Raw genomic sequence first — 26,011 nt, 5'->3', positions numbered from 1 at the left:
GAATGAGTTCTTGTCCGAAATTGAACAATTTTTGTGCAAAATCGGACGCTGCTCTGTGCCGTTTTCGCGCCAAAGGGGTCGGATATGAGTATCCTCCCGCACAGTTGGTGCCGTTGGTTTCTCAAAACCAACGCAGAGGTTTCTCAAAACCTCGTGAACCGTTATTGAAGGTTTTGAGAAACCTTTGGGTCGGATATAAGTATCCTCCCGCACATTTGGTGCCGTTGGTTTCTCAAAACCAACGCAGAGGTTTCTCAAAACCTCGTGATGGGTCGGATATAAGTATCCTCCCGCACGTGTATCCTCCCGCACGGGCAGGGTTAGTGCGTCGAACGGTACAGCCATTGTCCAAAATCATATCCACTTCCAAAAATTTTAAACAGGCAAGCGGCAATGAATACCACGAGAAACACTTTGAAGAGTTTGGATTTTACCAATTGAGAAGTTTCCATCGTTGTGAGTCGTTTAGATTATGCTTTCTTTTTGAGGGCTTTGAAGATGCCATTGGGCTGAGTTAGTAAAAATTCTTTCGCATCTTGGCTGAACGAAATCGAATAACCGTTCAACCCCTTTAGCCGAAATTTCCCTTTACCGAGCGCTTCTAATTCGCGGGTAGGCTGGTTAGGGAGCGATAAGTACAAAATTTCGTTGGCATTGAGGCCCACTTTCATGGCCATACCATTGAGATTATACTCGCCTACGTAGCGTTGAAGGACAACTTTGGGTAATTTTTTGACTTTAGGCGACCACGTAAATTCCAGCGGATGAATCAATTCAGGTTCAAAAGCGATGGAGGCACTGGCTATTTCGGCCTCAGTATTTTGGTTAAATACAATTCGCTGAACACTACCTTCGGACGCCACTTTTCCGCTTTTATCGACGGGCAAAGCATCAAAAACGTCGTGTCCATAGGGACGTAAATACCATTGTTGTAACGGAAAAACGGCAAAGAGCGAGTCGTTACGGTTTACAATTTCAAACGTTCCGTACCCTTTGTGTTGGAAGTAACCCTCGTATTCATCTGCTGGATGCGCGGGCTTGACGTTGGTTTTGGTCAAGCTCGCCATTTGGCTCTTGGCACTCTTGGCAGCGTTTTTAGCCGCCATATCGGAGGTGTAGAGGTAGCTTTGCCAATCTTTATAAGGAAGACCGAGCATTCGGTCGGCGAGAATATTCCGAACTACGGACGGAACCCGCGACACTGCTTGGTTGCAGAAAACCACAATGCCTACGCCGTCGGTGGGAAAGAAACAGGTATTGGTCGAAAAACCCGAAATGTTTCCGCCGTGTTCTACCCGATAATGCCCCCGATAGGAGGATAAAAACCAGCCAAGACCGTAATTTTCAAAGTGCAATGACGGGTTGCTGGCCGATGGAGCAGCGTCACGCACAACCATTTGTGAGCTGATGGCTTCGCGAACGTATTCGGCAGGAAGGATGCGTTTGCCTTTGTAAATACCGTTGTTGGCCCACAACATGACCCACTTTGCCATCTCACTGACGGAGGTGTTGATGCCTCCCACCGCCGACATCACATCTAGGTTGAAATAATCTAACGGTACGATTTTGTCATCTTCCGAAACGGCATAGCACAACGAACGGTCGTTGTAGAGCGTCATGCTATCGACCGAAAAAGTAACGTCCTTCATTCCCAAAGGTTGAAAAATTCGTTCCCTCACAAAGGCACGATAAGATTGCCCAGAGAGGTTTTCGACCATTTTTCCTTGTGCCGCAAACATAAAGTTGTTGTATTGCCATTTTTCGCGCAGCCCATAATTAGGCTCTAAATACTGAACCCGTTTGAGTAAAGTATCAACGGAATGGGTGGAAAATAGTGCCCACGCTTGGTCGTGGCGGGGCAAACCCGTTCGGTGGCACATTAAGTCGCGAACGGTGATGTTTTTGTTCATCTCCTCGTTGTAAAACGACAATTGAGGCAAATATTCGCGGACAGAATGGTTAAAGTCTATTTTGTTTTCGGCTCGTAGTAAGCCTAAAGCGGCGCAGGTGAAGGGTTTGGTACAACTTCCTGCGGCAAATTGGGTGTGTTCGGTGACGGGGCGTTTGGAATCGATATCGGCGTACCCAAAGCCCTTGGCATAAACGATTTTGTCTTTTTCCACCACTGCCACGGCAAAACCTGCGCATTTCCATTCGTTGAGGACGCGGGCAAAAAGGGTGTCCAATCCTGCAAAACGGGCGTCGGGAGTGGGTTGTTGGGCAAAGGCAGTGCTTGCTAAAAGCGTCAAAAATAGGATAGTTTTCTTCATCGTAGTGTGTTTTCAAACTGTGGGGTAAAACTACGGCGAAGCTGAGGAAACGATTTGTCAAATCCTGCTAATTCGTAAAAATGACGGCTTTTTATGGAACAAATAAATTTTACTCCCAGAATAACCCAGATGTAAAAAACTCAGAGGCACGCAGAAATTTAGGGCTAGAAACTTTCTTTTTGAAGCCAATTGGTAGGGGAAACGCCAAAGTATTTTTTAAAGGCTTTGCTAAATGAATGGATGTCGGCAAAGCCAGATGCAATCGCCGCTTCGGTGACCGAGGCTTGCTCACGACCAAGCAGTTGAGCGGCATGATTGAGTCGTTTTTGGTGGAGGTACTGGTGGGGAGTTTGGCCAAAAACTTGTTTAAAAAGACGAAAAAAATGGTACTCTGAAAGACAAGCCTCAGTAGCGACGGTTTCGATGGCTAGTGGAAATTGAAAAAGCGCGTCGATGCACTCTTTGCCCCGATGAAGTCGGCGGTAGAGGTCTTTCTTTGTGGAGGGTTTAAGGCTGGGGATGGAATGAAGTTGCTTAAAAACAGGTATTTGGTCGGCAACGATTAGCTCTGAAAGCGTATAAAAAAAATCGTTTTCAATGGGAGAATTTAATAAGTCGTTCTGTAAAAAATCAGTATGAAGTTGCCGTAATAGGTGGCCTAAACGGGTGTTGGTGGCGGAGTATTGTTGCTCCAAAAAAAGATGTGAGCTAAAAAAATGACCTAAATTCGCGTCGGGATAAGCAGTATCTGGTCGCTGGCAGCTGGCTACGACGTCGGCCAATAATTCTGGTACGATATTGATGCAAATCCCTTTCACAAATTCGCCTTTGTCTATTTCTACGTGACCATCGCTGGTATTGTTAGATAGCAAATAGTTGCCCGCCCCCACGGGATACGCCTGCCCGTTGAGGGTATAATGCTCGACTCCGTTGAGTACGTATTTAATGGCAAAACCGTGTGATTTGATGGGATGGTAAAATTCTTTCAATGACGAAACCACCAGCAAATTGTTGCGGTAATTGACTCCTTCCAATAGATTTTTGGTTTGCTCCGACAAATGAACCATGGCGTTTTAAAGCGATAATTTTTCAAATAAAGTACTTATCCATTGCCGACAACCGATTATTTGATGAGTGGTGTAATTTTAATTTTTATGTACATTTGAACGTCCACCTACCCATCAAGCAACAAACCTCTTACATCTATGATTGAACATTTTCCTTTTTTTCTCACGCTGATTGTCGTCATTTTGCTGCTGATTATGCTGGCTGACAGGATAAAAGTAGCCTATCCTGTGCTGTTGGTCATCACAGGCTTAATCATCAGTTTTTTTCCTGGTATCCCAAAAATACAAGTCAAACCTGAACTGATTTTTATCATTTTCCTACCTCCGTTGTTGTACGATGCAGCCTTTGCGATGTCGTGGAAAGAACTGTGGCGTTGGCGGAGAATTGTGGGCAGTTTTGCATTTGTTGTGGTATTTTTAACTGCCTTATCGGTGGCTTTGGTGGCCAATTGGTGCATTCCTGGTATTTCGTTGGCCTTAGGGTTTTTGTTGGGAGGAATCGTTTCACCGCCCGATGCAGTAAGTGCAAGCGCCATCTTAAAATTTGTGAAACTACCAAGACGAATGTCCTCCATCATGGAGGGTGAAAGCCTACTCAATGATGCTTCCTCGCTGATTATCTTTCGTTTTGCGATGCTCACCGTCGCCACGGGACAGTTTGTTTGGCACGAAGCCGCGTTAAGTTTTGGGTGGATGGTTGTTGGTGGTTCGGTGATTGGATTAGCGGTAGGATGGTTGTTTATGAAGGCCCATCAATTATTACCTACCGATGCCAACATAGACATTGTACTTTCGTTCGTGACGCCTTATGTGATGTACATCGCGGCTGAAGAAGTCCATAGTTCGGGGGTCTTGGCGGTGGTGAGTGGTGGATTGTTATTGGCCAACCGCAGACATATTTTTCTTTCAAGCTCGTCGCGTTTACGGGGGGTAAATGTGTGGCAAAGCTTTGTTTTTGTGCTCAACGGCGTGGTCTTTTTACTGATTGGCTTGGACTTGCCCGAAATCCACGAAGGGCTCAAGCAAGAAGGAATTGCGCTACCTCTGGCGATTGGGTATGGTTTGGTCATTACTGCCGTGCTTATTATTGGGCGAATTGTCGCTTCTTTTGGCGCTGTGGTTACGACCAAAATAATGAGTCATTTTATACAAGTAGCCGATTCCAACCCAGGTTGGAAAGCACCCGTTGTGTTGTCTTGGTCAGGAATGCGGGGCGTGGTGTCGTTGGCGGCGGCGCTTTCCATTCCTGTGGAGGTAAACGGCGTGCCTTTTCCCCACCGAAACCTTATTTTGTTTATTACGTTTGTGGTGATTCTTACGACGTTGGTAGTCCAAGGGCTTACATTACCGTGGCTGATTAAAAAACTGGAACTCCCCGATTATGGGGATTATTTGCCCGAAGAAGAAACCGAAGCAATGCTAAAAAGGGGAATGGCCGAACATTCTTTGCAGTATTTTCACCAAAACTATCGTAAACACCTTGTTACAAATGAAATACTACGGACTAAAGTGGCATTTTGGGAGCAAAAAAGCCATGAAGAACCTGAAGAACTGACCGAAGAAACCAAGCGCATTTACTTGGATGTGTTGGAACAGCAGCGACTTTGGCTACAAAATAAAAATAATACCGATGATAAAATCGACGAAGAAATTGTGCGAAAACTATTGCACGGAATTGACCTAGATGAAGAGAAGCTGAAGTACTCGTAGCAGTATGGGAGGATGTTGGCCGTGCTGAGAGGATGTTGGCTGTGTGGGGAGGATGTTAGCGGTGTGGGGAGGATGCTCACATCCTCCCCAACAGCATTGCCTAGAACGTAAAACCTACGCTGATTTGTCCCACTGAATTTTTGGCGTTACCCATAAATACTTTGGCGGCATCGCTGGTCGCTACTGGACGAAGCCCATAATTGTAGCGAGTACCAATCATTAACTTGCCAAAATAAATACTCAAACCTGCCGAAAGTCCGTAGTCAATTTCGTTAAAATTGCCCTTCCCAAGTTCAATTTGAGTGGAGCCAACATCGCTTTTACTTTTGGTGTTGGCATTGAGCAAATAGCCTCCGTAACCACCCGCGTGTAAGTCAACAAAATTGCCAATTTTATACGTTAGCAACACAGGAACTTCTACATAATCGAGGCTAAAAGTATTTTCTCCTTGAAAAGTATTGAGAACGTTGTATCTGGCCGTTGTTCCTTTGTTGCTGTACCCAATTTCGGGTTGGAGGTACAATTTATTTTTCACCAAAGGTAATTGGGTAAATAAACTGGCGTGAAATCCGTAGCGAGGGTTGCGGTCGGTAACTTCGTCGATGTACATATTCGAGGCGTTTAGTCCACCACGGATACCTGTTCGTGCTCTGTTTTCGGAGTCTTGAGCGAACGAAGTAAGGGCTGAGGCTACAAAAGCGATGGCTAAAATGATGTGTTTGCGATTCATGGCGATTGTTGATTTTAATGTTTGATAATGGTTGAATTTGAACAAAAAAGAGTTGTGCGTAACTCGTTCCACTTAAAAAGCATATCGGATAGAAATGGCGGCTTCGTCGCACCAGAAACCGTTGTCAACGCTGAAATTGAGGGTTGGTTTCCAGTCAATGCCGAGGTTGATGGGTACTTCTCGAAAGTTGTATTCGAGTCCCAAAAGGGCGTCTAGTCCCGCAATGCTTGAGCGTTGGTAAGGGGCATAGCCACGGTTTCCTTCCCCCCAGATATAGACGTGACCACCTGCGCCATAGATAAAATTGAGGCGATTGATTCCCAAAAAGCGGGTGTGTCCTTCGATAAGTCCCGTCAAGCCAACTCCCCGCCAGCGGGTAGAAACAATTCCTTCGAGGGCGACATTTCTTTTGGTAAAGTGCTTGATAGTGATACCGTTGGTAGAACCTAAACGTAGTCCCACGGCCGTACGGTAATCTTGGGCAGAAGCGCTGAAGGCAGTGCTTAGGATGGCTACTAAAGCGATGATGAAGAGGCGAGTTCTCATGGTTTTGGTATGTTAAAATAAGTTAGGTATGGTGATTATTGGGCATTAAAGGCCGATTGAGCGGCTTGCTGTTTTAATTTCTCGTTGGCAAAAATTCCAATTTCTACGCGTCGGTTTTGCTGGCGTCCCGTTTCAGATGCGTTGCTTGCGATAGGATTTGCTTCGCCCAAACCAATCAGTTTTACCCGATTTGAGGCAACACCTTCGCCTATCAAGAAATTGGATACGGCAGCGGCGCGTTGTTCTGACAAGGTTTTGTTGAAGGCTTCGCTGCCCACGTTGTCGGTGTTTCCTTCAATGAGCAAATTCGTATAGTCGTCGCTTTTGAGAGTGGCGGCCATTTTTCTCAAATTACCGAGTGTTTCGGGACGGAGCTTGGCCGAGCCAAAGTCAAACAGGAGTTGGTCGTTCATCGTGAGTTTTACCCCTTCTCCCACGCGTTCTACTTTGGTATCGGGTCCTAAATCTTGGCGAAGTTTTTCGGCTTTCTTGTCCATCGACTGCCCGATGATGGCACCCGTTGCCCCACCGACGGTTGCTCCAATGATGGCGCCAATGGCGGTATTTCGGTTGTTTTTACCAATGATTCCTCCGATAACCGCTCCCGCTCCCGCACCAATCAGAGCGCCTGACTGCGTTTTTTTGAGCTTGGTTTTGGTCGTTTTTTTCTTCGACGACGTTTGGGCTTGCGAAGGTATATAGAGGCTCGGTGCTAATAATCCGAAACAAAGTAAGTAGGTGATGATGCTCGTTTTCATACTGTGTTGATGTTAAAGATTGACGCAGTAAAATCTAAAAAAGCTGTTCCAGTTGAGGTTTGGTTTTGTGTTAAATATTTGATATTCAGTGTTTTGTGTTGTTTATATTTGATTTTTGGGCGAGAAAAAAATGTAGAATTTTTTCCCCGTTTTTCCCAAATGGCCACAAAAAAAGCTACACCAAACTTGGTGCAGCTTTCGGAACATATAAAAAGCGGAAACCTTATTATTCTTGAAAAACTTGTACGTTGACCGTGAGCGATTGCAGATTGGCCGCCCCAAACTGTGTGACCATGGCTACGTCGGCGGCATCGCGCCCGTAGCCAAGTACGACCCGACAGCCTTGCGTTTGCGATTGAACGGCATCAAAGGTGTACCATTGATTACCTACGTATGCTTCAAACCACGCGTGCAAATCCATGTATTCGAGTTGGTCTAAAAAGCCGACCGTCATGCGGGCTGGAATGGACAAGCTGCGGCACAGTGCAATGGCAAGGTGGGTAAAATCGCGGCAAACCCCCACGCGTTGTTGCGCCGTATCGAGGGCTGTGGTAGTAGCGTTGGTAGTGCCATATTGGTAGCTAATCGACTGATTAATCCATGTCCTTATTGCTTCCACTTGGGCATAACCCAGTTCGCTGTTTCCAACGATTTCTCTTGCAAGATTCTGAATATCAATCAAATCGGATTGGCAATACCGACTAGCCAACAAATACATCATCACTTCATTGGGAAGTTCGTCCACGGGAATATATGCGGGTAGAGGAATGGCTGGTGCCAAATAGGGTTGCACGAGTGCTTCCACGTCGGTCGTGATAGTGACGTCGCCAGCGGGTAAAATCGCACGTTGACATTGGTTGCCGTAGGCATCAATGTATTCGGTAAATGGCACACTTGGCTGGATGCTAAACTGCTCTTTTACAATAGATTGTCCGTCGTGGCGATACGGGCGGAGCATCATCTGAACAGGCACAGGCTGGGGAATTTGGTAAATGAGGGTACTTTGGCCTTGGAGTTTCATGAGAGGAAGTGAAAAAATCCAGCTCCGTTGTGGAGCTGGACTGGGGTGTAATGGCTAGTTTTCAAAATCTTTTTGCATGGCGTCAATGCGGTCGTTCAGGTCGCGTTTAAACTGTTTCCAGTCGCGCTTAACGTCTTTTTTTACTTCCGCCAAATCGTCGTTTAAGTCGTTCAAGTTTTCTTTCAACTTGTCACGTCTTGCTTCTAATTTATCCTTTTCTTTGGCCGACGCTTTTTTGATTTTTGCGTTTAGCTCGTCAAGCTCGCTATTAATGATTTGACGGCGATTTTCGATTTTAAGCGATAGCTCTTCACGGGCTTCTTTTATTTCTTCCGCCGTTTCTTCTCTGGCTTCTTTTACGTCTTCGGCTACGTTGTCAGCCGCATCTTTTACCTCATCTTGGGCATTTTGTACGTTGTCGGCAACTTCGCGTTTTTCTTCGCGCGAGCAGCTTGATAATGAGATTGTTCCGAATGCCAACATGGCAGCGACGATGATGGTTGCTTTTTTCATGATTTTGTGATGTTTATGAGTGAAATAGGATGTTAGTTTTCGAGTGAATAAATGAGGGCAGCATAGGCTCCCAATGGAACTTGAACCAATAAATGTCTGGATTCTTCGACTCCAACGGCAATTAAATCACTGGTAAAATGATTGTCAAAATCGGCGTCATAGCCGTCCCAATCGCTGTTGAAACGCAATCGCCAGTGCCCTCTTTTGGGAAAACGAATGCCAAAATCGTGGGCGGGTTCTTGCGAAAAGTTGATGATCACAATGGTGTTGTCGTTGTATCCGCCGTTTCGGAAACGATAAAAGGCGATAATTTTACGTTCGTGGTCGAGGTGCAATACCATCGCATGTTGTCCCGAAAGCCCAGCCGTGGTTTGGTGTTTGTTGAGCCTTAGATGAATCAAATCTCGGTAAAGTTTAGCAATACCTTTATGTGCCGACAGGCGACTCCAATCGATTGGGTCGGTATCATCAAACCATTTGTCTTCGAGCAATGCCTGCCCTTGAAAAAGCATCGGAATGCCTGGGGAAGTGAGCGTAAGCACGGCTCCTAAAATGGAACGCTTTTTGGCATACCAGTTATCGACGTCGCCTTCGCCCGCAATTTCCTGAACGACCCGTGCCTTGCCGTTGGCCACCTCATCGTGCGATTCAGTATAAATGACCCGTTGAAAAGCGTCGTTGTTGTATTTGTGCGTAATGGCATGGGCAATCGCATCCATGTTGCGGTCGGCGTCGTGCATCGCAATGATAGCTTCTCGTACGGGGTGGACAAACTGGGCATCCCATTGACTGCTGTACCCAAGCCCACCGTTTGCGACACTATCGGTGATGGATGAAAGGGTGTGGAGGTCTTCGGCAACCGTAAATTTGTGGGGAAATTTTTCCCTGATTTCCGAATTAATCCACTGTATCAACGAATAACCTTCCGCTAAATCGTTGTCGGGGTTTCCGTCGGCGTTGACATTTCGCATGTACGGAATCATGTCCATTCGGAGACCATCCAAGTGATATTCTTCGAGCCACATCAAGGCATTGTCACGAATATACTGACGCACTTCTGGCCGACCGTAATCGGGGCGGGTATCTCCCCAAGGGGTAGTTGCCCGCCAATCGTTGTAAAAATAAATTCCTCCAAGATTGTTTTCACTCCAGCCGTCAAACTGCCATAAGTCCATGTCAGTGGGGCCAAAGTGGTTATAGACGACATCCAAAATAACGGCAATACCTTTTTCGTGGGCGGCTTTTACAAAACTTTTCAAGCCCAACGGCCCACCATATTCCGATTCTACTGCGAAAGGATGGGCAGGGTTATATCCCCACGAGTATCCGCCAGGAAATTCGGCAATGGGCATAATTTCTACAGCATTGATTCCTAGTGCTTTAAGGTAGTCGAGACGCTCAATGGCTGAATAAAAATCGCCAATTTTGCCTTCTCCTTTTGCATTAAAAGTCCCAATGTGTAGCTCATATATGACCATTTCGTTCCAGTTGGGTATCCGAAAAGAGTCATCATTTGCCCAATCAAAATGTGGGTCATGCACGATACTGTTGCCAACCGAATTGGTCAATTGTCGGGCATAAGGGTCGTTGCGCATCAATTCTGCAACCTCCGTGAAAAGCACGTATTTGTATTCTTGTCCAATTGTTGCGCCTGGAACATTGACCGACCAATACCCATTTTCTTCGTGCGAAAGGGGCGTTGCTTCATTATTCCAACTGTTGAAATCTCCAACTACCGATACTGCTTTGGCGTTGGGAGCCCAAACCCTAAACGAAACACCTTCCGAATGTGGTACGGCTCCCATGCCTGCAATGGTACTTGCTTGTATGTCTGAGATTTCAATTGTTTTCATGGCTTATATGCTGTTTTCTAGTGGTTTACAATTATGCTATTTGATATAAAAATCGTATGCCAAGCCCATTTGCCACCAATATTGGGTAAAAAATGGGGAATTTATTCCCCGATATTAAGATGCTTTTTTGACAGCTTTTTTCTTGTGGAAAATAGCCTTTACTTCATCCGTAGTTTCGTGGATGGTTTCAACCAGTTCTCGTTCGAGGGCCTGAATTTTGGTGCTTTTTATTTCGCGTTCTTTGTCCACCTCAGGCTCTCCCAAGACGTAGCCGTAGGGTTTTAGGTAAGAAACTGAGTCAAAAATAACTTTCAAGATGGCCGTAAGTGGTAAAGCGAGGGCCATTCCAGCAATGCCCCACAGCATTTCGCCAAGAAATAGCGCGACAATAGCAGCCAGTGGGTTGATGCTGATTTTAGAACCCACGATGTAGGGTGTAATAAAATTTCCTTCTAAAATTTGGACAAAGAAAAAAATACCAGCCACGCCGAGTGCATACATGGGCGATTCTTTGGTAACAAGCGCTACCACAATGGGTAGGATAGAACCAATGAGTATCCCAAAATACGGAATGATGAGCAAAACGGCTGCCAAAAAACCAAAGAAAAAGGCTGATTGAATACCCAAAGCCAATAAACCAATCGAGTTAAGCGTACCTACAATAAGGGTTACCAGAAACAGGCCGTAGAGGTAATTATGTACGACTTCATAAATTTTGCTAAAAACGCCGTTCAGCTTCGACTTTGGGGTGTTGCTAAAAACTTTGTACAAAAACTGCGTCAGCATGTTGCGGTAGTACAAAATAAAAAAGATAAAAACGGGGACTATTGCGAGCATTCCGAGCATCGACCCCGTGGTTGTAACCGCCGAACCGACCATATCGCCGCTTTTGGAGCTTAGATTTTGCGTATATTCTTGCAGCTTATTCACTTGCATTTTGTGCGAAATCTTCAAATGCTCGTACGCCCATTGCTGCATCTGCGCCGCGCACGATTCCATTTTGGAAAGCATTTTGGGGAGCATTTGCATAAATTCGTTGACCTCGTACCCAATCACAAAGCCAATCCCTACAAAAACGGCCGTAAACGCTAAAATAGCGAGGGTGATGGACAAAGTATTCGGAAGTCCCTTTTTTTCGAGCCATTTGGTAAGGGGAAACATGGCCATCGACAAAATGATGGAGAAGAGCAGCAGGGTAACAATAGACCCCAAAACGTGCATCCAGTACACCAATAATGTGACACTGAGCAATACGAAACCCAAACGGGCAACGTACGGAAGCTGAAACGCGGTAGGAGGTGTTGTAGTCGGTGGCATACGAGTAAAGGTTAAAAGACCTGTACTATACGCCTAAATCATCGTTCCAGTGGTTAGTGTGGCGAGTTCGTAGATGTTTTTCCCCACCTTCCCGAAAGTTAATAGCTACCTTCCCGAAAGTTTCAAACTTTCGGGAAGGTGGTAAAGAATTACTTGATTCGATTCGGATTTTCACTCACAAAGGCTGACCAACCGCCTTTTTTTGCACCTTTCTTTTTGGCCGCTGCCGAAGGTAAGGCGTTGGCGTGGTAATGATGGCAAATCGCAATGGCGACGGCATCGGTGGCGTCGAGGTATTCGGGTTGTAGAGGCATCTTTAGGATGCTTTCCAACATAAAAGCCACTTGTTCTTTGGAGGCATTACCGTTACCCGTCACCGACATTTTTACGGTTTTGGGCGAATATTCCACAATCGGAATGTTTCGGTTGAGCGCAGCGGCCATTGCTACACCCTGAGCACGCCCCAATTTGAGCATCGACTGGGGGTTTTTTCCGTAAAAAGGGTCTTCCACGGCCATTTCATCGGGCAAAAATTCTTCGATAAGTTGGGTGATACGGTCAAAAATTTTCTTCAGTTTTAGTTCATGGCTACTATATTTGTCGAGTTTTAAGACGCCGTATTGAAGTAAGTCGATACGAGCACCAATAATACGAATGACACCGTATCCTGCAATACGGGTTCCAGGGTCAATCCCTAAAATAATTTTTTCAGTCAGATTTGATTGTTGATCTTGCATGACGCAAAGTAACAGCCCTTCGTGGTTTTCTCGGCTTTCTTCGCTCAAAAAAATCACTTGGGTGTTCAAATGGCTCCTTTTTTTGGGGATGTTGCTCTACCTGTACGTCAGCGTGGAGGCCAAAGGACAAAGTTTGGGGGAAGTGTATCGGCTTTTGCTTTTCCATTTACAGCAAGGTCATTGGAAAATCCTTGGGTTCGCTCTTTTCCTGACCCCCATCAACTGGGCTTGCGAAAGCCGTAAATGGCAACTTTTAGCCCAAAAAATCGAAAAAATCAGCTTCGGACAAGCCTTTCAAGGGGTGCTTTCGGGACTTGCGTTGGGGTTTTTAATGCCCAACAACGTCGGTGATGCAGCAGGAAGGGTGCTTTCGTTACAAAGTCATCAACGTCTGTCGGGGGTAGGAGCAGCGCTGCTTTCCAATGGATTACAGTTTTTTGTGTCCCTGTTTTTTGGTACGTTGGGTTGGGGGTTTTGGGTATATCATCAACCTACTTTACAACAATGGCCGCAGGTGCTGCTGTTGCTGGCCTTGGTGATGACCCTTGTTTTTGGTGGGGTATTGATGACCAAACGCGGTGAAGCCGAGCAGTTTTTGGTTCGCTTTCGATTGTTTCGATGGGTAGATCCTTACGTAAAAGTCATTGCAGAATATACATTATCCGAAATTGGTCAGGCGTTTCGTTGGGCAATCTTGCGTTATGGCGTTTTTACCCTTCAGTTTGCGTTGTTACTTTGGCTTTTTGAGGTAAATCTCCCTTTTGATGTGGCCATAGCGGGTATTTTTCTAGTCTTTTTTGCCAAAACCCTCATCCCAGCCCTCAATTTTTTGGGTGATTTGGGCATTCGCGAAGCTTCTTCCCTTTACGTTTTTAGCTTTTACGACGTCGAACCTGCGCGTATTTTAGCAGTAACGCTGACGCTTTGGTGTATTAATATTCTTCTTCCTGTATTGATAGGAACGGTTTGGACTTTTAAACTAAAATGGTGGAATTGAGGGCATATGTGAGTCAGGTTGCTCACAACCTGACCAACGTATTGTTCTGATTGTGTTAAGGGTTGCTCACAACCCGCCCCTGTTTATTCAAAAACCTTGAGTAACTGACTTACTGTTTTGTCCGAAAGCTGAAAAAGGCTATTTGGCAAAATCCCGATAAGGAATGCCAGCAATGCCAGCGGCACCAACATCCATTTTTCACGGGTATCTAGGTCATACAAAACTGCCAAATCGTCTTGATTTTTGGCCCATAATTTCCCCAAAAACATCCGTTGGAGTGTCCATAGAAAATAAGCGGCGGCTAAAATAATGCCTATGGTGCCAAGGGCTGCTACCCAAGTTGGAACTACTGCCGATTTGAAACCTCCCATGAGGGTGAATAATTCGCCCACAAAGCCCGAAAAACCTGGCAAACCTAGCGAAGCAAAAAAGGCTACTCCAGTAAGCACAGTATAAATAGGCATTGGGCCAATCAGTCCACGGTAGCTGTCGATGAGGCGGTTGTGAGTACGGTCGTAAATAACACCTACCACCAAAAATAACATGGCCGAAAGCACTCCGTGGCTCACCATTTGATAAATGGCGCCGTTGATACCCTCCGACGTAAGCGAAGCAATTCCGAGTACCACAAAACCCATGTGCGAGACTGATGAATAAGCAATCATTTTTTTAAGGTCGTTTTGGGCAAGGGCATTAAAACCCCCATAAACGATGGAAATGACGCCCAAAAGTGCCAACACAAAGGCGTATTCATTGGCCGCATCGGGGAAAATAGGGTAGGCGATTCGCAACAAACCGTAGCCCCCAATTTTCAGCAAAATCCCCGCAAGCACCACCGATACAGGCGTTGGGGCCTCTACGTGGGCGTCGGGTAGCCACGTGTGCAAAGGGACAATGGGAAGTTTGATGGCAAAACCAAGAAACAACAACCAAAAGGCCAGCATTCGTGAAGGTATTCCAAATAAATAAACCTCACCCGATAACGACAATAAGCTGTTGGGTAGGTAGTTGCGCATATCAGTCATATAACGAAGGTCAAAGGTATGAACCATCGTTTGGGTCAATTGTGACTCGACGGGGTCAATCACCGATAGGTAAAGGCCAATCATTACAATCAGAATAAGCAAAGAACCGACAAGCGTATAAAGAAAGAATTTGATAGAAGCGTATTCGCGACGTGGTCCTCCCCACAGCCCAATCAAAAAATACATGGGCAACAACATAAACTCAAAGAAGAGGAAAAATAAGAAGAAGTCGAGGGCAATAAAACAGCCTGTGATACTGGTAGTTAATAATAAATACAAGGAAAAATAAGCCTTCTCGCGTTTGTCAATATTCCAAGAAGAAATCGCTCCCACCAGCATGACGACCGACGTTAGTAAGACCATTGGAAAACTGATACCGTCAATTCCGAGCAGGTAATCAATGGAAACGGTGCCCATGTTGCCCAACGAAAGCGTAATCCAATCTGCTTTTTCGACGAACTGGGGAGCAGGGTTGGAGGTGTCGTACATGGCGTATAAAACCCCCGATACAAGCACTTGACAAGCCGTAAAAAACAACGTAATCCATTTGTACGTGTGTTTGAAACGGTTAGAAATCAGTAGAATAGCAATCGTACCTACCAGAGGGTGAAATACAAAAAAAGAAAGTAAATAAGGTATCTTCATAACTTAGTTTCAGTGGAGTACCCACAGGATAACAGCGATAATTCCTACGAGAACGACTACAAAATAAGATTGGGCTTGGCCATTTTGAAGGTTGCGGGTTCGGCTGCCGACAAACCTTGCCAGCCAGGCCGCACCGTTGACTGCTCCATCGACGACCATTCGGTCAAAACGACCAATGATATGAGCGATAATGACGGTTAAATAAGCAAATCCATTGACGGTTACATCCACAATTTTGCTATCGAGATGATACAGCCATTGTCCAATTTTTTGGAGAGGACTTATTAAAAACAAAAACTGCTCCGTTTCGGGGTCGTGCTCTCTTAGGATTTGGAGTTGATGCTTGACCGAATTCCAACCTTGTTCGTATGCTTTTTTGATGGCATCGTGCAATGTCCCAAATTGCTGAACAATAGATGGAATGTTGTGATTAAAAGTACAAATGTATCCCAAACTAATGCCTACTGCTGCAACAATTATTGATAAAGTAGCAACGATGGTATGCCATTCATGACTAAATTTACTAGGGAAAAGTTGGAAAAACCAACCGTGTGCGGCGTCTAAAGGGTTGATAGAAAACCACACAAAAACCGACAATCCTGCCAACAAAACCATCGGAAGCTGCATGAGCTTATCGGCTTCTTGTATTTCAGGCGAGTGCACCACCGTTTCGGAAGTAGGTCGCGTTAGAAAGACCAAACGCCACTGTTTTGTAATATAAAAGGCCGTTAGCCCAGCTGAAACAAGGGCTGAGACGGGTAAGACGTACGCAATGGCAGTGCGTTGCGAAGCCCAAGCAAATGTTTCTACCAAAATCGCGTCTTTCGATAAAAAGCCCGAAAAGAACGGTAAGCCTGCCAATGCCGCTGCACAAATCGAATAAGCGATGAAGGTGATTTTCATTTTGGGGCGTAGGTTGCCCATCTGCCGCATGTCTTGTGTATGTACGGCGTGTATGACGGCTCCTGCGCACAAAAATAGCCCTGCTTTGAAAAAAGCGTGGGTCAATAAGTGAAACAAAGCTGCTTCGCGCGCGCCAATCCCCATTCCGAGTACCATCAAGCCTAGTTGTGAAATGGTGGAGTAGGCCAAAAGTTTTTTGATGTCTGTTTGAAAAATGGCGCGGTAAGCACCCATCACCATGGTAATTCCGCCAATGAGGGCGATGATGGTAAGGGCATCAGGCGTCAGTAAAAAATAAATTCTTGCTAACAAAAAAATCCCCGCTGCCACCATGGTTGCGGCGTGAATCAGTGCCGAAACGGGCGTTGGGCCTTCCATGGCGTCAGGAAGCCAAGCTGAAAGGGGAAATTGTGCGGATTTCCCTACGGCTCCACAAAAAAGCAGCAAGCCAATGAGTGTCAATTCATTACCAGAAACTATAACCTGTAAACTGTTAACCGCCAACTGCGAACTTAGCACCGATAATTCGCTCGTTCCGAAATACCAAAATAGGAGCAAAATTCCCATTAAAAAGCCCGCGTCGCCAATTCGGTTGAGGATAAAAGCTTTTTTTGCTGCCCAAACCGCCCTTGGTTTTTCGTACCAAAATCCAATTAATAAATAGGAAGACAAACCCACCAATTCCCAACCTACGTACATTAAAAATAGGTTGCCAGCGAGCACAATCAATAACATCGAAAAGACAAACACGCCCAAAAAAGCAAAATACCGCCACTGCCCCGCATCGTCGTGCATGTAGCTGATGGAGAAAAGCTGAACCAACAACGCCACAAAATGCACAAGAATAAGCATAATGAGCGTAAGGTTGTCGGTTTGAAGCGATAACGTAAATGATTTTTCTTTGAGCTGAAACCACTCAACGGCAAACTGCTGCGGAGCATCTACCCACGATTGAAACAGATAAAGCGAGATACCAAGCCCGAGGAGAGAAACAAAGGATGCGACCCAACCTGCCCAAGCATTGGCTTTTTTGCCTACTGACAACAGCCCGAGGCAACTAACCAAGGGTAAAAAAAGAAGAATGAGTAGCTTTGAAAACATTCAAACGTTAGCCTTTTGCGAGGGCAAAAGTAAAAACTATCTGCCAACTTTCAGAAGTTTACTGTAAAGCTGTTTCTAAAAATTCGCAGAAGAGTAATGATTTTGACTAAGTTTCTTTAATTTTCAACTGATTTTTCTCGTATGTAGTACTACGAATCGCAAGCGGTGGTTAGGGAAATGGCTTTCATGACAAAAAATGGACTTTTGTGGGTGGTATTTGTGCTGATGACGGTGTCGTCGTTGGCGCAGAAGCCCACTATTGAACGGCCTGACCCCCGAAAAAGTACTAAAATCAAAGACACAACGCGGGTTTCTTTGCCCATTGATAGCCTCTTTAAAGCAAAACTAGATGCCCCTACGGCCAAAGATACCGCCTTTGGGAAAACAGCTAAAAAGGTGATTCCCAAGACGTTTTACAATGTATTGTTTCGAGATATTGATCGGCACATTGATTCGGGACAAGTGGCCCAAATGGAACAAAACCCGCACTTGCCGTTTGCGGGCCGTTGGATTCGCGAAATTCATATCCATAGTTTAGATGTTTTTGGTTACAGTGTGCATGATACCTTACAAGTGCCAGGAAATTGGACTGAACGCACGGGAAATAAATTGCACCGAAGTACCCGCGAACGAACGATTCTAAGAAATTATCTTTTTTTTGAGGAAGGCGACGTTATTGACCCAGAAAAAATGCGCGACAACGAGCGTTATTTGCGTCAACAGGGAATTTTTCACGATGCGCGAATTGTCATTGTCCCCTTTCGCAATGCCAAGGATGCCGTCGATGTCCACGTTTATACCCAAGATTTGTGGTCGCTGCTGCCCGATGGCTCGGCCTCAAATTTTGATAATTTTACGATTGGCATAGAACAACGAAATTTTCGTGGATTGGGACAATCATTCAAAAATACCGTTTCATACAACGGCCGCGATGAACGACAGCGTTTGGAATATGCAGGTCGTTATTTTATTCCATCTTTTGGCAAATCGTTTGTGGCGGGGGAGGGGATACTCAACGTTCAACGCGACCAAAAACAGCTTTCATTTAAAGCCTACCGCCCTTTCTTAACCCCCCAAATGAAATATGCGGGAGCCATCGAATTGGGGTACTACAATCGTCGGTTGTTTGAATTTACCCTCGATTCCCTGACTGGGCGCTCCGTAAGAAATTATTTTTGGTCGCAATACGTACTGTTTGATGCGTGGATGGGTCGCTCTTTTCGTATATTTTTTGGTGATGATAAACTGCGTGAACGGGCTCGGTTTGTGGTGGCTTTGCGGCATACGCGTCAGTCGTTCTACAATCGTGACCGCAGCGTGACGGATAGCACTAACCAACTCTTCCAAAATACCCGCCCAACTTTGTTGAGCATTGGGTACTCCAACCGCCGATACCAGCGCGACTTATTGATTTATGGCTTCGGTCGAACTGAAGACGTACCCGTGGGAGATTTGGTGTCGTTTGTTTATGGCAGCGATCCCGCCGAATTGGGCGACCGAAAATACATAGGTTTAAAATATTCGAGGGCGCGTTACATTAAAATTGGGTACTTATACAACCTCACCAACATCGGCACTTATATAAAAGAAGGAGCTACCGAGCAAGGGGTTTTTAGCACCGAAAACAATTACTTTACTCCATTGCATCGCTTTGGAGGAGAATGGTACGCGCGGCATTTTATTAACCTCAAATTTGCTTGGGGGTTCAATCGGTTTGCGAATGAATATTTTAATATAAGTGGTAATGAGGGCATTAGGGGGATCACCAGCGACGAGCTGCGCGGTACCCGAAAAATGGTCATTGGTGCGGAGACCGTTTTCTTTAGTCCACTCAATTTTTTGGGTTTTCGGGTAGCACCTTTTACTTTTGCCGATTTGGGATGGACTGCCTTTAGTGGACAATACCTCTTCCGAAACAAACCTTTTGCTGGCTATGGACTTGGGTTTAGGTTCCGAAACGAAAATCTGACGTTTACAACTTTTCAGGTTCGGCTCAGTATTTATTCGGGAATCCCAGACATTGGGCAGCCATTTCGGGCCAATTTCGACGGAGTCCCACCGTTAAGGTTTAGGGATTTCGACATTTCAGCCCCCGAAATCGTCCAGTTTAAGTAAAAAGAAAATAATTGTTGAAATTTTGTTAATTATCTAATTAGATGATTATCAAAGAGATAAATTTTTATTTTCAATTTTTTCTAAAAAAATAAATTAAATGTATTGACATATAATGTAAATACATCATATATTTGCAACGTCAAATATGACACACGTACCATGTCTATCGAAACTGACATCAAACAAACAAAGTTTAAAAATCCGTATCAGCGAGTCGCGATTAACTTGCTCTATACAACAAACTGGTTATCAAATAGTCAGGCTTGTCTATTGAAGCCCTACGATTTGACTCCTCAGCAATACAACGTATTACGCATATTGCGAGGTCAACATCCGAAGCCAGTACGAGTAAATGACATCATTGAGCGGATGCTTGACAAAATGTCGAACGCTTCTCGCTTGGTTGATAAACTATTGGTTAAGGGGTATGTTCGCCGTACGGAATGCCCAAGTGATCGCCGAGCAGTGGATGTAGTGATTACAGAAGAAGGGTTGACAATTTTGTTGGAACTGGACAATATGCAGGAAGTATGGGAAAACCAGTTGAAGCGGCTGACTGAAGAAGAAGCGAGCACACTAAGCGACTTGCTTGACCGCCTTAGAGGGTCAGGTGCTGTTGAAGAAAGCCAGTGCCCATCTGTCGAAGAGTAGGTTGATGCGAACTAATTTTGCACGTTTAAGTGTTATAGAGTCAAAACCTATTAATTCGATAAACCTAGTTTGTAATTAGTACATTTTTAACGTTTAAAACTTTCAAAATTCACAATAAACAATAATTTTTTAACTACAATTAAGTACAATGAAAACAATGAAAATGATTGCAAGTGTGTTGGTAGCTGGTTTGTTGGCCGTTAGCGGTGCTTCTGCTACTGAAAAAAATAGCTCGAAAAAGGCAGTTGCTTACAAAGTAGATGCGTCGAAAAGTGTGGTAAAATGGAACGCGAAAAAAGTAACTGGTGAGCACTACGGAACAGTCTCATTGGCAAATGGTTCGTTGACCGTGGACGGCGCTAAAGTAACTGGCGGTTCTTTTGAAATTGACTTGACGACCATCAAATGTGATGACTTGACTGATGCAGGGTACAACGCGAAATTGGTGGGTCACTTAAAATCAGATGATTTCTTCTCGGTAGAAAAGCATCCAAAAGCAAAGTTCGTCATCAAGAAAGTGGACGGAACAGGTGCAAACATCAACATCACTGGCGATTTGACAATCAAAGGAATTACTCAAAGCGTAACTTTCCCAGCTACAGTGAAAGCTGATGCAAAAGGAGTAACTGCTAACGCTAAAATCACGCTTGACCGTACAAAGTGGGATATTCGTTACGGCTCAAAAACATTCTTTGCTAACATCGGTGATAAAGCGATTTATGATGATTTCGCTATCGACTTGACATTGGCTGCTGCAAAGTAACTTGACCTATTTTGAGAAAATCAGAAAGCCTCTCCTGAGTTTTGGGAGAGGTTTTTATTTTTTCTGGGGAATGTAATTTTTGAACTTAACTGTCGTTTTTTCAATAATGCGATTCCTGACTGCAACCACTTATGAAACGCCTAATCTGCCTATTAACAGCTCTTTCAAGTTATTCGTTTGCCCAAACTCCTGCGGCAACCCAAAAAAACGACAACCCCGAAGATGATGCCTTCGTTTGTCATTATTTTGGATTTAAACAACTCCAATCACCCAAAGACATTTGTAACTACCTGAGCTTTCGCTCCAACCAGCACGCCGAAGCGGTCGTGGACCGAATCTTAAAGCAAGTGGGATTGCTGCGAAATTTTATCGTGGTCGAGTGTCCCAACACCGAAAACTGCTTTGCAACCGTGGTGGATGGGCAACGCTACATCGTTTATGACGGTGCGTTTATGAAGCGGGTTGAAAACGTAACCCACACCGACTGGTCGGCCATCAGTATTGTAGCTCACGAAATTGGGCATCATTTACAAGGCCACACCATTGATGGAAAAGGGGCGCGTCCGCAAAAAGAACTCGAAGCCGACCGTTTTTCAGGTTTTGTCATGCAGCGTCTTGGAGCTTCATTAGAAGAGTCGCTGGTGGCCATCAAAACCTTGGGCGATGACAAAGCAACGTATTCTCATCCCGCCAAAACATACCGCATTGACGCCATTCGGCAAGGTTGGATGGATGCAGCAGGGCTAACAATGACCACTACACCGTCGAAATCGGAAGCACCCCTAACGGCCAAAAATCAAAGTAAAATTCCAGTAACGGTCGCCTCCACAAACACTGGCTCGTTTCCTGCTTCTGACGATGACGAAGAGGAGGAAGAAGAAGACGAAAAGGTAGGGTGTACTGCGGGAAATTGTGAAAATGGTTACGGCATTTACGTACACGAAAGCGGTGAGCGATACGAAGGAGATTTTCGGATGGGGCGTCGTCATGGCATTGGGGTTCAATATTATCCCGACGGAAAAATGAAGTACAAAGGCGATTTTCAAGCCGACCAACGTGCGGGCTACGGCGCTTATTATTTCCCCAATGGCGATAAATACGTCGGTATTTTCCAAAATAATTTACCCAATGGAAAGGGAACGTACTATTACGTGGATGGTGATCGATTTGTGGGTATCTTTGCCAACGGAAAACGCAATGGACAAGGCGCATTTTATCACCGTAATGGTCGCAAAGAAGTTGGGGTCTATACCAACGACGAGCGAGTAAAATAGAAATTACCTCTTTCATCAAACATAACAAACCTCATTTTGTTGTAAATTGGCGAGCCGCTGTTAAAGCGGCTTTTTGGTTTTTAAAAGCGAATACCAACATGGATTTTGGAAAATTAACGGATATTTCGGGGGTTAATTTTGCACTACCCAATGATCCAGTTTTTAATCAAGGTGTGTTAAACGGAACTGTCATTGCGGGAGAAAAGCAAGTATTTGTTGGGCCACCCATTTGGGCAAATAAAGAATGGGTGGGGAAAATTTATCCCACCACGGCCAAAGAAAAAGATTTTCTTTACCATTACGGTCGTCAGTTCAACACGATTGAATTAAACGTAACGCACTACCAAATTCCGTCGGAGTCCACCATTCAGCGGTGGAAAGAGTCGGTACCTACCCATTTTAAATTTTGCCCCAAATGGCCCCAAGAAATAAGCCACGACCGCCAATTGCGCGGTTGTGAACCTTTAAGCGATGCATTTACCAAGTCAGTGTTGGGTTTAGAAGCTAACCTTGGCATGACTTTCCTTCAACTAGGCCCTTATTTTGACCCGCGCCAGTCAAAGATTTTAACAGCTTTTTTGAAACAACTTCCGCCAAAATTTCCCATAGCGGTCGAATTTCGCCACCCCGATTGGTTTGCGCAACCATTAATTTGGGAAGAAACGTTGCAGATGTTACATGAGCTAGGCGTGGGCACGGTCATGTCGGATGTGGCAGGCCGCCGCGATGTGGTTCACATGGGCCTGTCAAATTCAACGGTTACGCTCCGCTTTGTGGGAAATGAACTTCACCCGACCGACTACAGCAGGGTGGACGAATGGGTACAGCGTTTAAAAAATTGGTTTGAAAAGGGACTATCTACTGCCTACATTTTTGTTCATTGTGGTGAAAATCTTCACGCCCCCGAGCTGTCGAGCTATTGGATTGAGCAAATAAATAAACACTGCCACTTTACACTCTTAGCTCCTCGTATTCAGCCTAAAGTAATCCAAGGCTCGTTGTTTTAATTGCCTCTCTTTTGTTACAAGGCATAAAAAAAAGTGCCATTCACGCAACCATATCGGTTATGGACACGTAAATACATTCAAAAGGAGTTTTAACCAACAATCCATCTTTCTTTAACATGAAAAATCAAACCATGAAACGAGGACAATTTTTGCGCAATTTGGGGCTTAGTAGCAGTGCGCTAATGGCATTTTATTGTATGGGAACGACCCTGACGGCTTGCTCAACGGGAAGCGAAGATCCGAGCCCAACTGGAACGGGTACTGGGACAGGAACAGGTACTGGGACAGGAACAACTGGGCTGACAGGTAACGCAGATTTGAGCAAAGGAGCGATTAGTTTTACCCTTGATTTAACGTCAAGCACCTATTCAACTTTAAAAACGGATGGGCGCTTTGTCGTAGTCGGTAGTGTGATTGTGGCCAACGCCAAAGGTACCATCGTTGCCCTTTCAAAAGCCTGTACCCATGAAGGTACAACCGTAGATTACCGCTCGGCACAAAATGATTTTTATTGTAGTAACCATGGTTCAGAGTTTAGTACAACAGGTGCGGTAGAAGTAGGGCCAGCTACTAGGGCCTTGACAGTTTATAAAGCCCAATTAAGTGCCAATGGCAATACGCTCACGGTAAGTGCCTAATTGCCGAAGTTCCTCAATTAATAAAAAGCTTGTAACACATTTGATATTCCCAAATTATGAAAGTAGTTGCTAAAATAGCCCTATTGTGGCTAGTAATAGGTATGGTCAAGGCAAATGCCCAAGATGACTTGACAAAATTGCTGGAGCAAGAAACTCCAAAAACGACTGATTATACCTCTGCGACCTTCAAAGGGACACGGATTATCAATGGACATTCGGTTGAAACGGTGAAGAAAAACCACCTTGATTTCTTGATTCACCACCGTTTCGACCGCCTCAATTCGGGGGCCTATAATTTGTTTGGACTTGATTATTCTACCGTCCGTTTGGGGTTTGAATACGGCCTGACCGACAACATCATGATTGGCGTTGGGCGTAGCAGCGTCCAAAAGACCTTTGATTTCTTCGGGAAAGCCAAGTTGTTGCGGCAGGCAAGTGGCACAAAAAATATCCCCGTGTCTATTACAGGCTTGGTTAGCGCAGTCATCGAAACCCAAGATAAGACGCTTTCTACCCAAGACAAAACCTCATACTGTACGCAGTTGTTGATTGCAAGAAAATTTAACGATAAGCTGTCGTTGCAATTGAACCCAACGTTACTGTACCGCAACCGAGTGGCTACGGCTGCGCAAGAACGTGCGTTGTTTGCCCTTGGTTTTGGGGGGCGAATGAAAGTCAGTAAGCGCGTCTCTTTGAATGCAGAATACTATTGGGCTTTCCGCGATCAAGATATTATTAATGACCTCGGCGATAAGTACAATAACTCGCTGGCGATTGGCTTTGACATCGAGACGGGCGGGCACGTTTTCCAGCTCCACTTCACCAATTCATCAGGTATGGTTGAAAAACAATTTATTGGCGATACGGCGGGGAGTTGGGGCAAAGGCGATATTCGCTACGGATTCAATGTGTCGCGTACGTTTAGCTTCGACAAGAGAGCTAAAAAAATGATGAAATAAAGACACATTTAACATTATCTCAAACCTATTTGAATGGCTATGAAAACACGCATCAAACTTTTCTTGGGCTGCCTGCTATTTGCGGGTTCGCTGCAAGCGCAAGGGATATATCTGACCAATAAAGGAGAAACCACTTTCTTCTCAGAAACTCCCGTCGAGGACATTTCGGCAGTGAATAAAAACAGTGTAAGTATCATCAACACCGCAACGGGGGACGTAGCCGTGCAAATGGTGATGAAGCAGTTTGATTTTCCCAATAAGTTGATGCAGGAGCATTTCAACGAAAACTACATGGATTCGGACAAGTATCCCAAAGCCGTTTTTAAAGGAAAGTTGGTAGAAAAAATTGATTACACTAAAAACGGTACGTACGACGTCACTGCTACGGGTGACCTAACGATTCATGGAGTGACAAAACCCCGTACCCTCAAGGGAAAACTCACTGTGGCTGAGGGAACAATCTCCATTAGCTCTGAGTTTGACGTTGCTTTGGTAGATCACAATATAGAGGTACCACAGATGGTTTTTGTGAAAATCGCGCAGGTAATTAAAGTGAAATGTAAGTACAGTATGGCGCCACAAGCTGCTAAAAAATAAAGTAAAATAAGTATAGGTGTCGCACAGATTCCTTTTGATGAGTGGTCTTAACCAAGACTACTCATTTTTTGTTTCTCTTAATTTATCACTTTTAGTATCATGACAAAATTAAAATTCACACTCGTTTTTGCAGCAGCAGCGCTCATTTTGACCTGCGGATTTGTGCAAAAAAAAGGAAAATGGCAAAAGCTTTTCAATGGCAAAGATTTCAGCGGTTGGCATAATTATAACAAGCAAGGTCAGCCTGTGTCGGATAAATGGAAGGTAGAAGAGGGCGCAATGACCCTTACTGCCCGAGGTGGTGGTGACTTAGTGACTGACCAAGAGTTCGAAAATTTTGAGTTGGAACTTGAATGGAAAATTGCTGAAAAAGGCAATAGCGGTGTGATGTGGGGCGTAGTAGAAGATAAAAAATACTGCTGCCCATACAGTACAGGACCAGAAATGCAAGTATTGGACGACGCCAAACACCCTGATTCGTTTGCGGGTAAAAATGGCAACCACAAATCAGGTTCATTGTACGACATGATTCCACCCGCAGACCTAACAGCCGTGAAGCCAGCGGGAGAGTGGAACAAGGCTAAAATGATCATTTCAAACGGACAAGGTACTTTTTGGCTTAATGGCAAGCAGACGGTGACTTTCCCAACCAAAGGAGAAGGATGGGATGCGTTGGTTGCTAACAGTAAATTTAAGACTTGGGAAGGATTTGGAAAGTTTGCAAAAGGCAAAATTGCGTTGCAAGACCACGGCGACAAAGTATGGTACCGCAATGTCCGTCTTCGTGAACTGTAGATAAAAACACAAACCCAGC

24 protein-coding genes are annotated in these 26,011 nt (G+C 44.9%); 11 read left to right on the top strand and 13 right to left on the bottom strand.

What is annotated here, in order from left to right:
- Nucleotides 1-320: 320 nt before the first annotated feature.
- The 3 genes from DTQ70_RS31200 to DTQ70_RS12225 all read right to left on the bottom strand — a co-directional run bounded on the left by DTQ70_RS31200 (nt 321) and on the right by DTQ70_RS12225 (nt 3,337).
- A complete protein-coding gene (locus DTQ70_RS31200; RefSeq protein ID WP_255417964.1) occupies nt 321-452 on the bottom strand; it encodes a hypothetical protein in 132 nt (43 codons plus the stop codon).
- An 18-nt stretch (nt 453-470) separates the two neighbouring features.
- Nucleotides 471-2,270, bottom strand: a complete 1,800-nt coding sequence (locus DTQ70_RS12230) for a serine hydrolase (protein WP_122931057.1) — start codon at nt 2,268-2,270, stop codon at nt 471-473.
- A 164-nt stretch (nt 2,271-2,434) separates the two neighbouring features.
- Nucleotides 2,435-3,337 carry an AraC family transcriptional regulator gene (locus DTQ70_RS12225; protein ID WP_122931056.1) on the bottom strand — a complete coding sequence of 301 codons (903 nt, stop codon included), beginning with the start codon at nt 3,335-3,337 and terminating at the stop codon, nt 2,435-2,437.
- A gap of 138 nt (nt 3,338-3,475) precedes the next feature.
- Here DTQ70_RS12225 and DTQ70_RS12220 point away from each other — a divergent pair, with 138 nt between their 5' ends.
- Nucleotides 3,476-5,047 (top strand): Na+/H+ antiporter, encoded by a 1,572-nt coding sequence (locus DTQ70_RS12220; protein WP_122931055.1) that lies wholly within the window; start codon nt 3,476-3,478, stop codon nt 5,045-5,047.
- 100 nt (nt 5,048-5,147) lie between these two features.
- On the opposite strand, the gene DTQ70_RS12215 is transcribed toward DTQ70_RS12220, so the two are convergent.
- The 8 genes from DTQ70_RS12215 to ruvC form a co-directional block, all read right to left on the bottom strand.
- Entirely contained in the window at nt 5,148-5,777 is a 630-nt protein-coding gene (locus tag DTQ70_RS12215) for a porin family protein (protein ID WP_164489988.1), read from the bottom strand.
- Nucleotides 5,778-5,849: 72 nt separating this feature from the next.
- Nucleotides 5,850-6,323 (bottom strand): hypothetical protein, encoded by a 474-nt coding sequence (locus DTQ70_RS12210; protein ID WP_122931053.1) that lies wholly within the window; start codon nt 6,321-6,323, stop codon nt 5,850-5,852.
- Nucleotides 6,324-6,358: 35 nt separating this feature from the next.
- Nucleotides 6,359-7,081, bottom strand: coding sequence for an OmpA family protein (locus DTQ70_RS12205; protein ID WP_122931052.1), 723 nt, complete (start codon nt 7,079-7,081; stop codon nt 6,359-6,361).
- Nucleotides 7,082-7,307: 226 nt separating this feature from the next.
- Nucleotides 7,308-8,102: a transglutaminase family protein gene (locus tag DTQ70_RS12200; RefSeq protein WP_122931051.1), complete on the bottom strand. Its 795-nt coding sequence runs from the start codon at nt 8,100-8,102 to the stop codon at nt 7,308-7,310.
- A 54-nt stretch (nt 8,103-8,156) separates the two neighbouring features.
- Complete coding sequence (locus DTQ70_RS12195) at nt 8,157-8,615, bottom strand: hypothetical protein (RefSeq protein WP_122931050.1); 459 nt, start codon at nt 8,613-8,615, stop codon at nt 8,157-8,159.
- Between the two features lie 32 nt (nt 8,616-8,647).
- Nucleotides 8,648-10,468, bottom strand: a complete 1,821-nt coding sequence (locus DTQ70_RS12190; protein ID WP_122931049.1) for an alpha-amylase family glycosyl hydrolase — start codon at nt 10,466-10,468, stop codon at nt 8,648-8,650.
- Nucleotides 10,469-10,582: 114 nt separating this feature from the next.
- The gene (locus tag DTQ70_RS12185; protein WP_122931048.1) at nt 10,583-11,785 is read right to left on the bottom strand and encodes an AI-2E family transporter; all 1,203 of its coding nucleotides are present in this window, start codon (nt 11,783-11,785) and stop codon (nt 10,583-10,585) included.
- Nucleotides 11,786-11,934: 149 nt separating this feature from the next.
- Nucleotides 11,935-12,522, bottom strand: coding sequence for a crossover junction endodeoxyribonuclease RuvC (gene ruvC / locus DTQ70_RS12180; RefSeq protein WP_122931047.1), 588 nt, complete (start codon nt 12,520-12,522; stop codon nt 11,935-11,937).
- On the opposite strand from ruvC, the gene DTQ70_RS12175 reads away from it, so the two are divergent.
- A complete protein-coding gene (locus DTQ70_RS12175; protein ID WP_122931046.1) occupies nt 12,521-13,519 on the top strand; it encodes a lysylphosphatidylglycerol synthase domain-containing protein in 999 nt (332 codons plus the stop codon). The two genes, ruvC and DTQ70_RS12175, sit on opposite strands and share 2 nt — an antisense overlap.
- An 83-nt stretch (nt 13,520-13,602) precedes the next feature.
- Here DTQ70_RS12175 and DTQ70_RS12170 read toward each other — a convergent pair whose 3' ends face one another.
- Both DTQ70_RS12170 and nuoL read right to left on the bottom strand, forming a co-directional pair.
- Complete coding sequence (locus DTQ70_RS12170) at nt 13,603-15,189, bottom strand: NuoM family protein (RefSeq protein ID WP_122931045.1); 1,587 nt, start codon at nt 15,187-15,189, stop codon at nt 13,603-13,605.
- A 9-nt stretch (nt 15,190-15,198) separates the two neighbouring features.
- Nucleotides 15,199-17,193, bottom strand: coding sequence for an NADH-quinone oxidoreductase subunit L (gene nuoL / locus DTQ70_RS12165; protein ID WP_122931044.1), 1,995 nt, complete (start codon nt 17,191-17,193; stop codon nt 15,199-15,201).
- 177 nt (nt 17,194-17,370) lie between these two features.
- On the opposite strand from nuoL, the gene DTQ70_RS12160 reads away from it, so the two are divergent.
- From DTQ70_RS12160 to DTQ70_RS12120, 9 genes are all read left to right on the top strand, one after another.
- A complete protein-coding gene (locus DTQ70_RS12160; RefSeq protein ID WP_122931043.1) occupies nt 17,371-19,308 on the top strand; it encodes a hypothetical protein in 1,938 nt (645 codons plus the stop codon).
- Between the two features lie 159 nt (nt 19,309-19,467).
- Nucleotides 19,468-19,959, top strand: a complete 492-nt coding sequence (locus DTQ70_RS12155) for a MarR family winged helix-turn-helix transcriptional regulator (protein ID WP_122931042.1) — start codon at nt 19,468-19,470, stop codon at nt 19,957-19,959.
- Between the two features lie 148 nt (nt 19,960-20,107).
- Nucleotides 20,108-20,722 carry a YceI family protein gene (locus DTQ70_RS12150; RefSeq protein ID WP_122931041.1) on the top strand — a complete coding sequence of 205 codons (615 nt, stop codon included), beginning with the start codon at nt 20,108-20,110 and terminating at the stop codon, nt 20,720-20,722.
- A gap of 131 nt (nt 20,723-20,853) precedes the next feature.
- Nucleotides 20,854-21,996 (top strand): hypothetical protein, encoded by a 1,143-nt coding sequence (locus DTQ70_RS12145; RefSeq protein WP_122931040.1) that lies wholly within the window; start codon nt 20,854-20,856, stop codon nt 21,994-21,996.
- Between the two features lie 98 nt (nt 21,997-22,094).
- A complete protein-coding gene (locus DTQ70_RS12140) occupies nt 22,095-23,003 on the top strand; it encodes a DUF72 domain-containing protein (RefSeq protein WP_122931039.1) in 909 nt (302 codons plus the stop codon).
- 131 nt (nt 23,004-23,134) lie between these two features.
- Nucleotides 23,135-23,641, top strand: a complete 507-nt coding sequence (locus DTQ70_RS12135; RefSeq protein ID WP_229600122.1) for a ubiquinol-cytochrome c reductase iron-sulfur subunit — start codon at nt 23,135-23,137, stop codon at nt 23,639-23,641.
- A 56-nt stretch (nt 23,642-23,697) separates the two neighbouring features.
- On the top strand, nt 23,698-24,600 hold the full coding sequence (locus tag DTQ70_RS12130; RefSeq protein WP_122931037.1) for a DUF5777 family beta-barrel protein: 903 nt from the start codon (nt 23,698-23,700) through the stop codon (nt 24,598-24,600).
- Nucleotides 24,601-24,639: 39 nt separating this feature from the next.
- Nucleotides 24,640-25,197: a YceI family protein gene (locus DTQ70_RS12125; RefSeq protein ID WP_122931036.1), complete on the top strand. Its 558-nt coding sequence runs from the start codon at nt 24,640-24,642 to the stop codon at nt 25,195-25,197.
- Between the two features lie 99 nt (nt 25,198-25,296).
- Nucleotides 25,297-25,992, top strand: a complete 696-nt coding sequence (locus DTQ70_RS12120) for a DUF1080 domain-containing protein (RefSeq protein ID WP_122931035.1) — start codon at nt 25,297-25,299, stop codon at nt 25,990-25,992.
- The last annotated feature ends 19 nt before the right edge of the window (nt 25,993-26,011 follow it).

The organism is Runella sp. SP2 (genome assembly GCF_003711225.1).
Classification (GTDB): Bacteria; Bacteroidota; Bacteroidia; order Cytophagales; family Spirosomataceae; genus Runella.
Note: the sequence above shows the minus strand (reverse complement) of the source record. Positions and strands in the feature narration are given on the sequence as shown.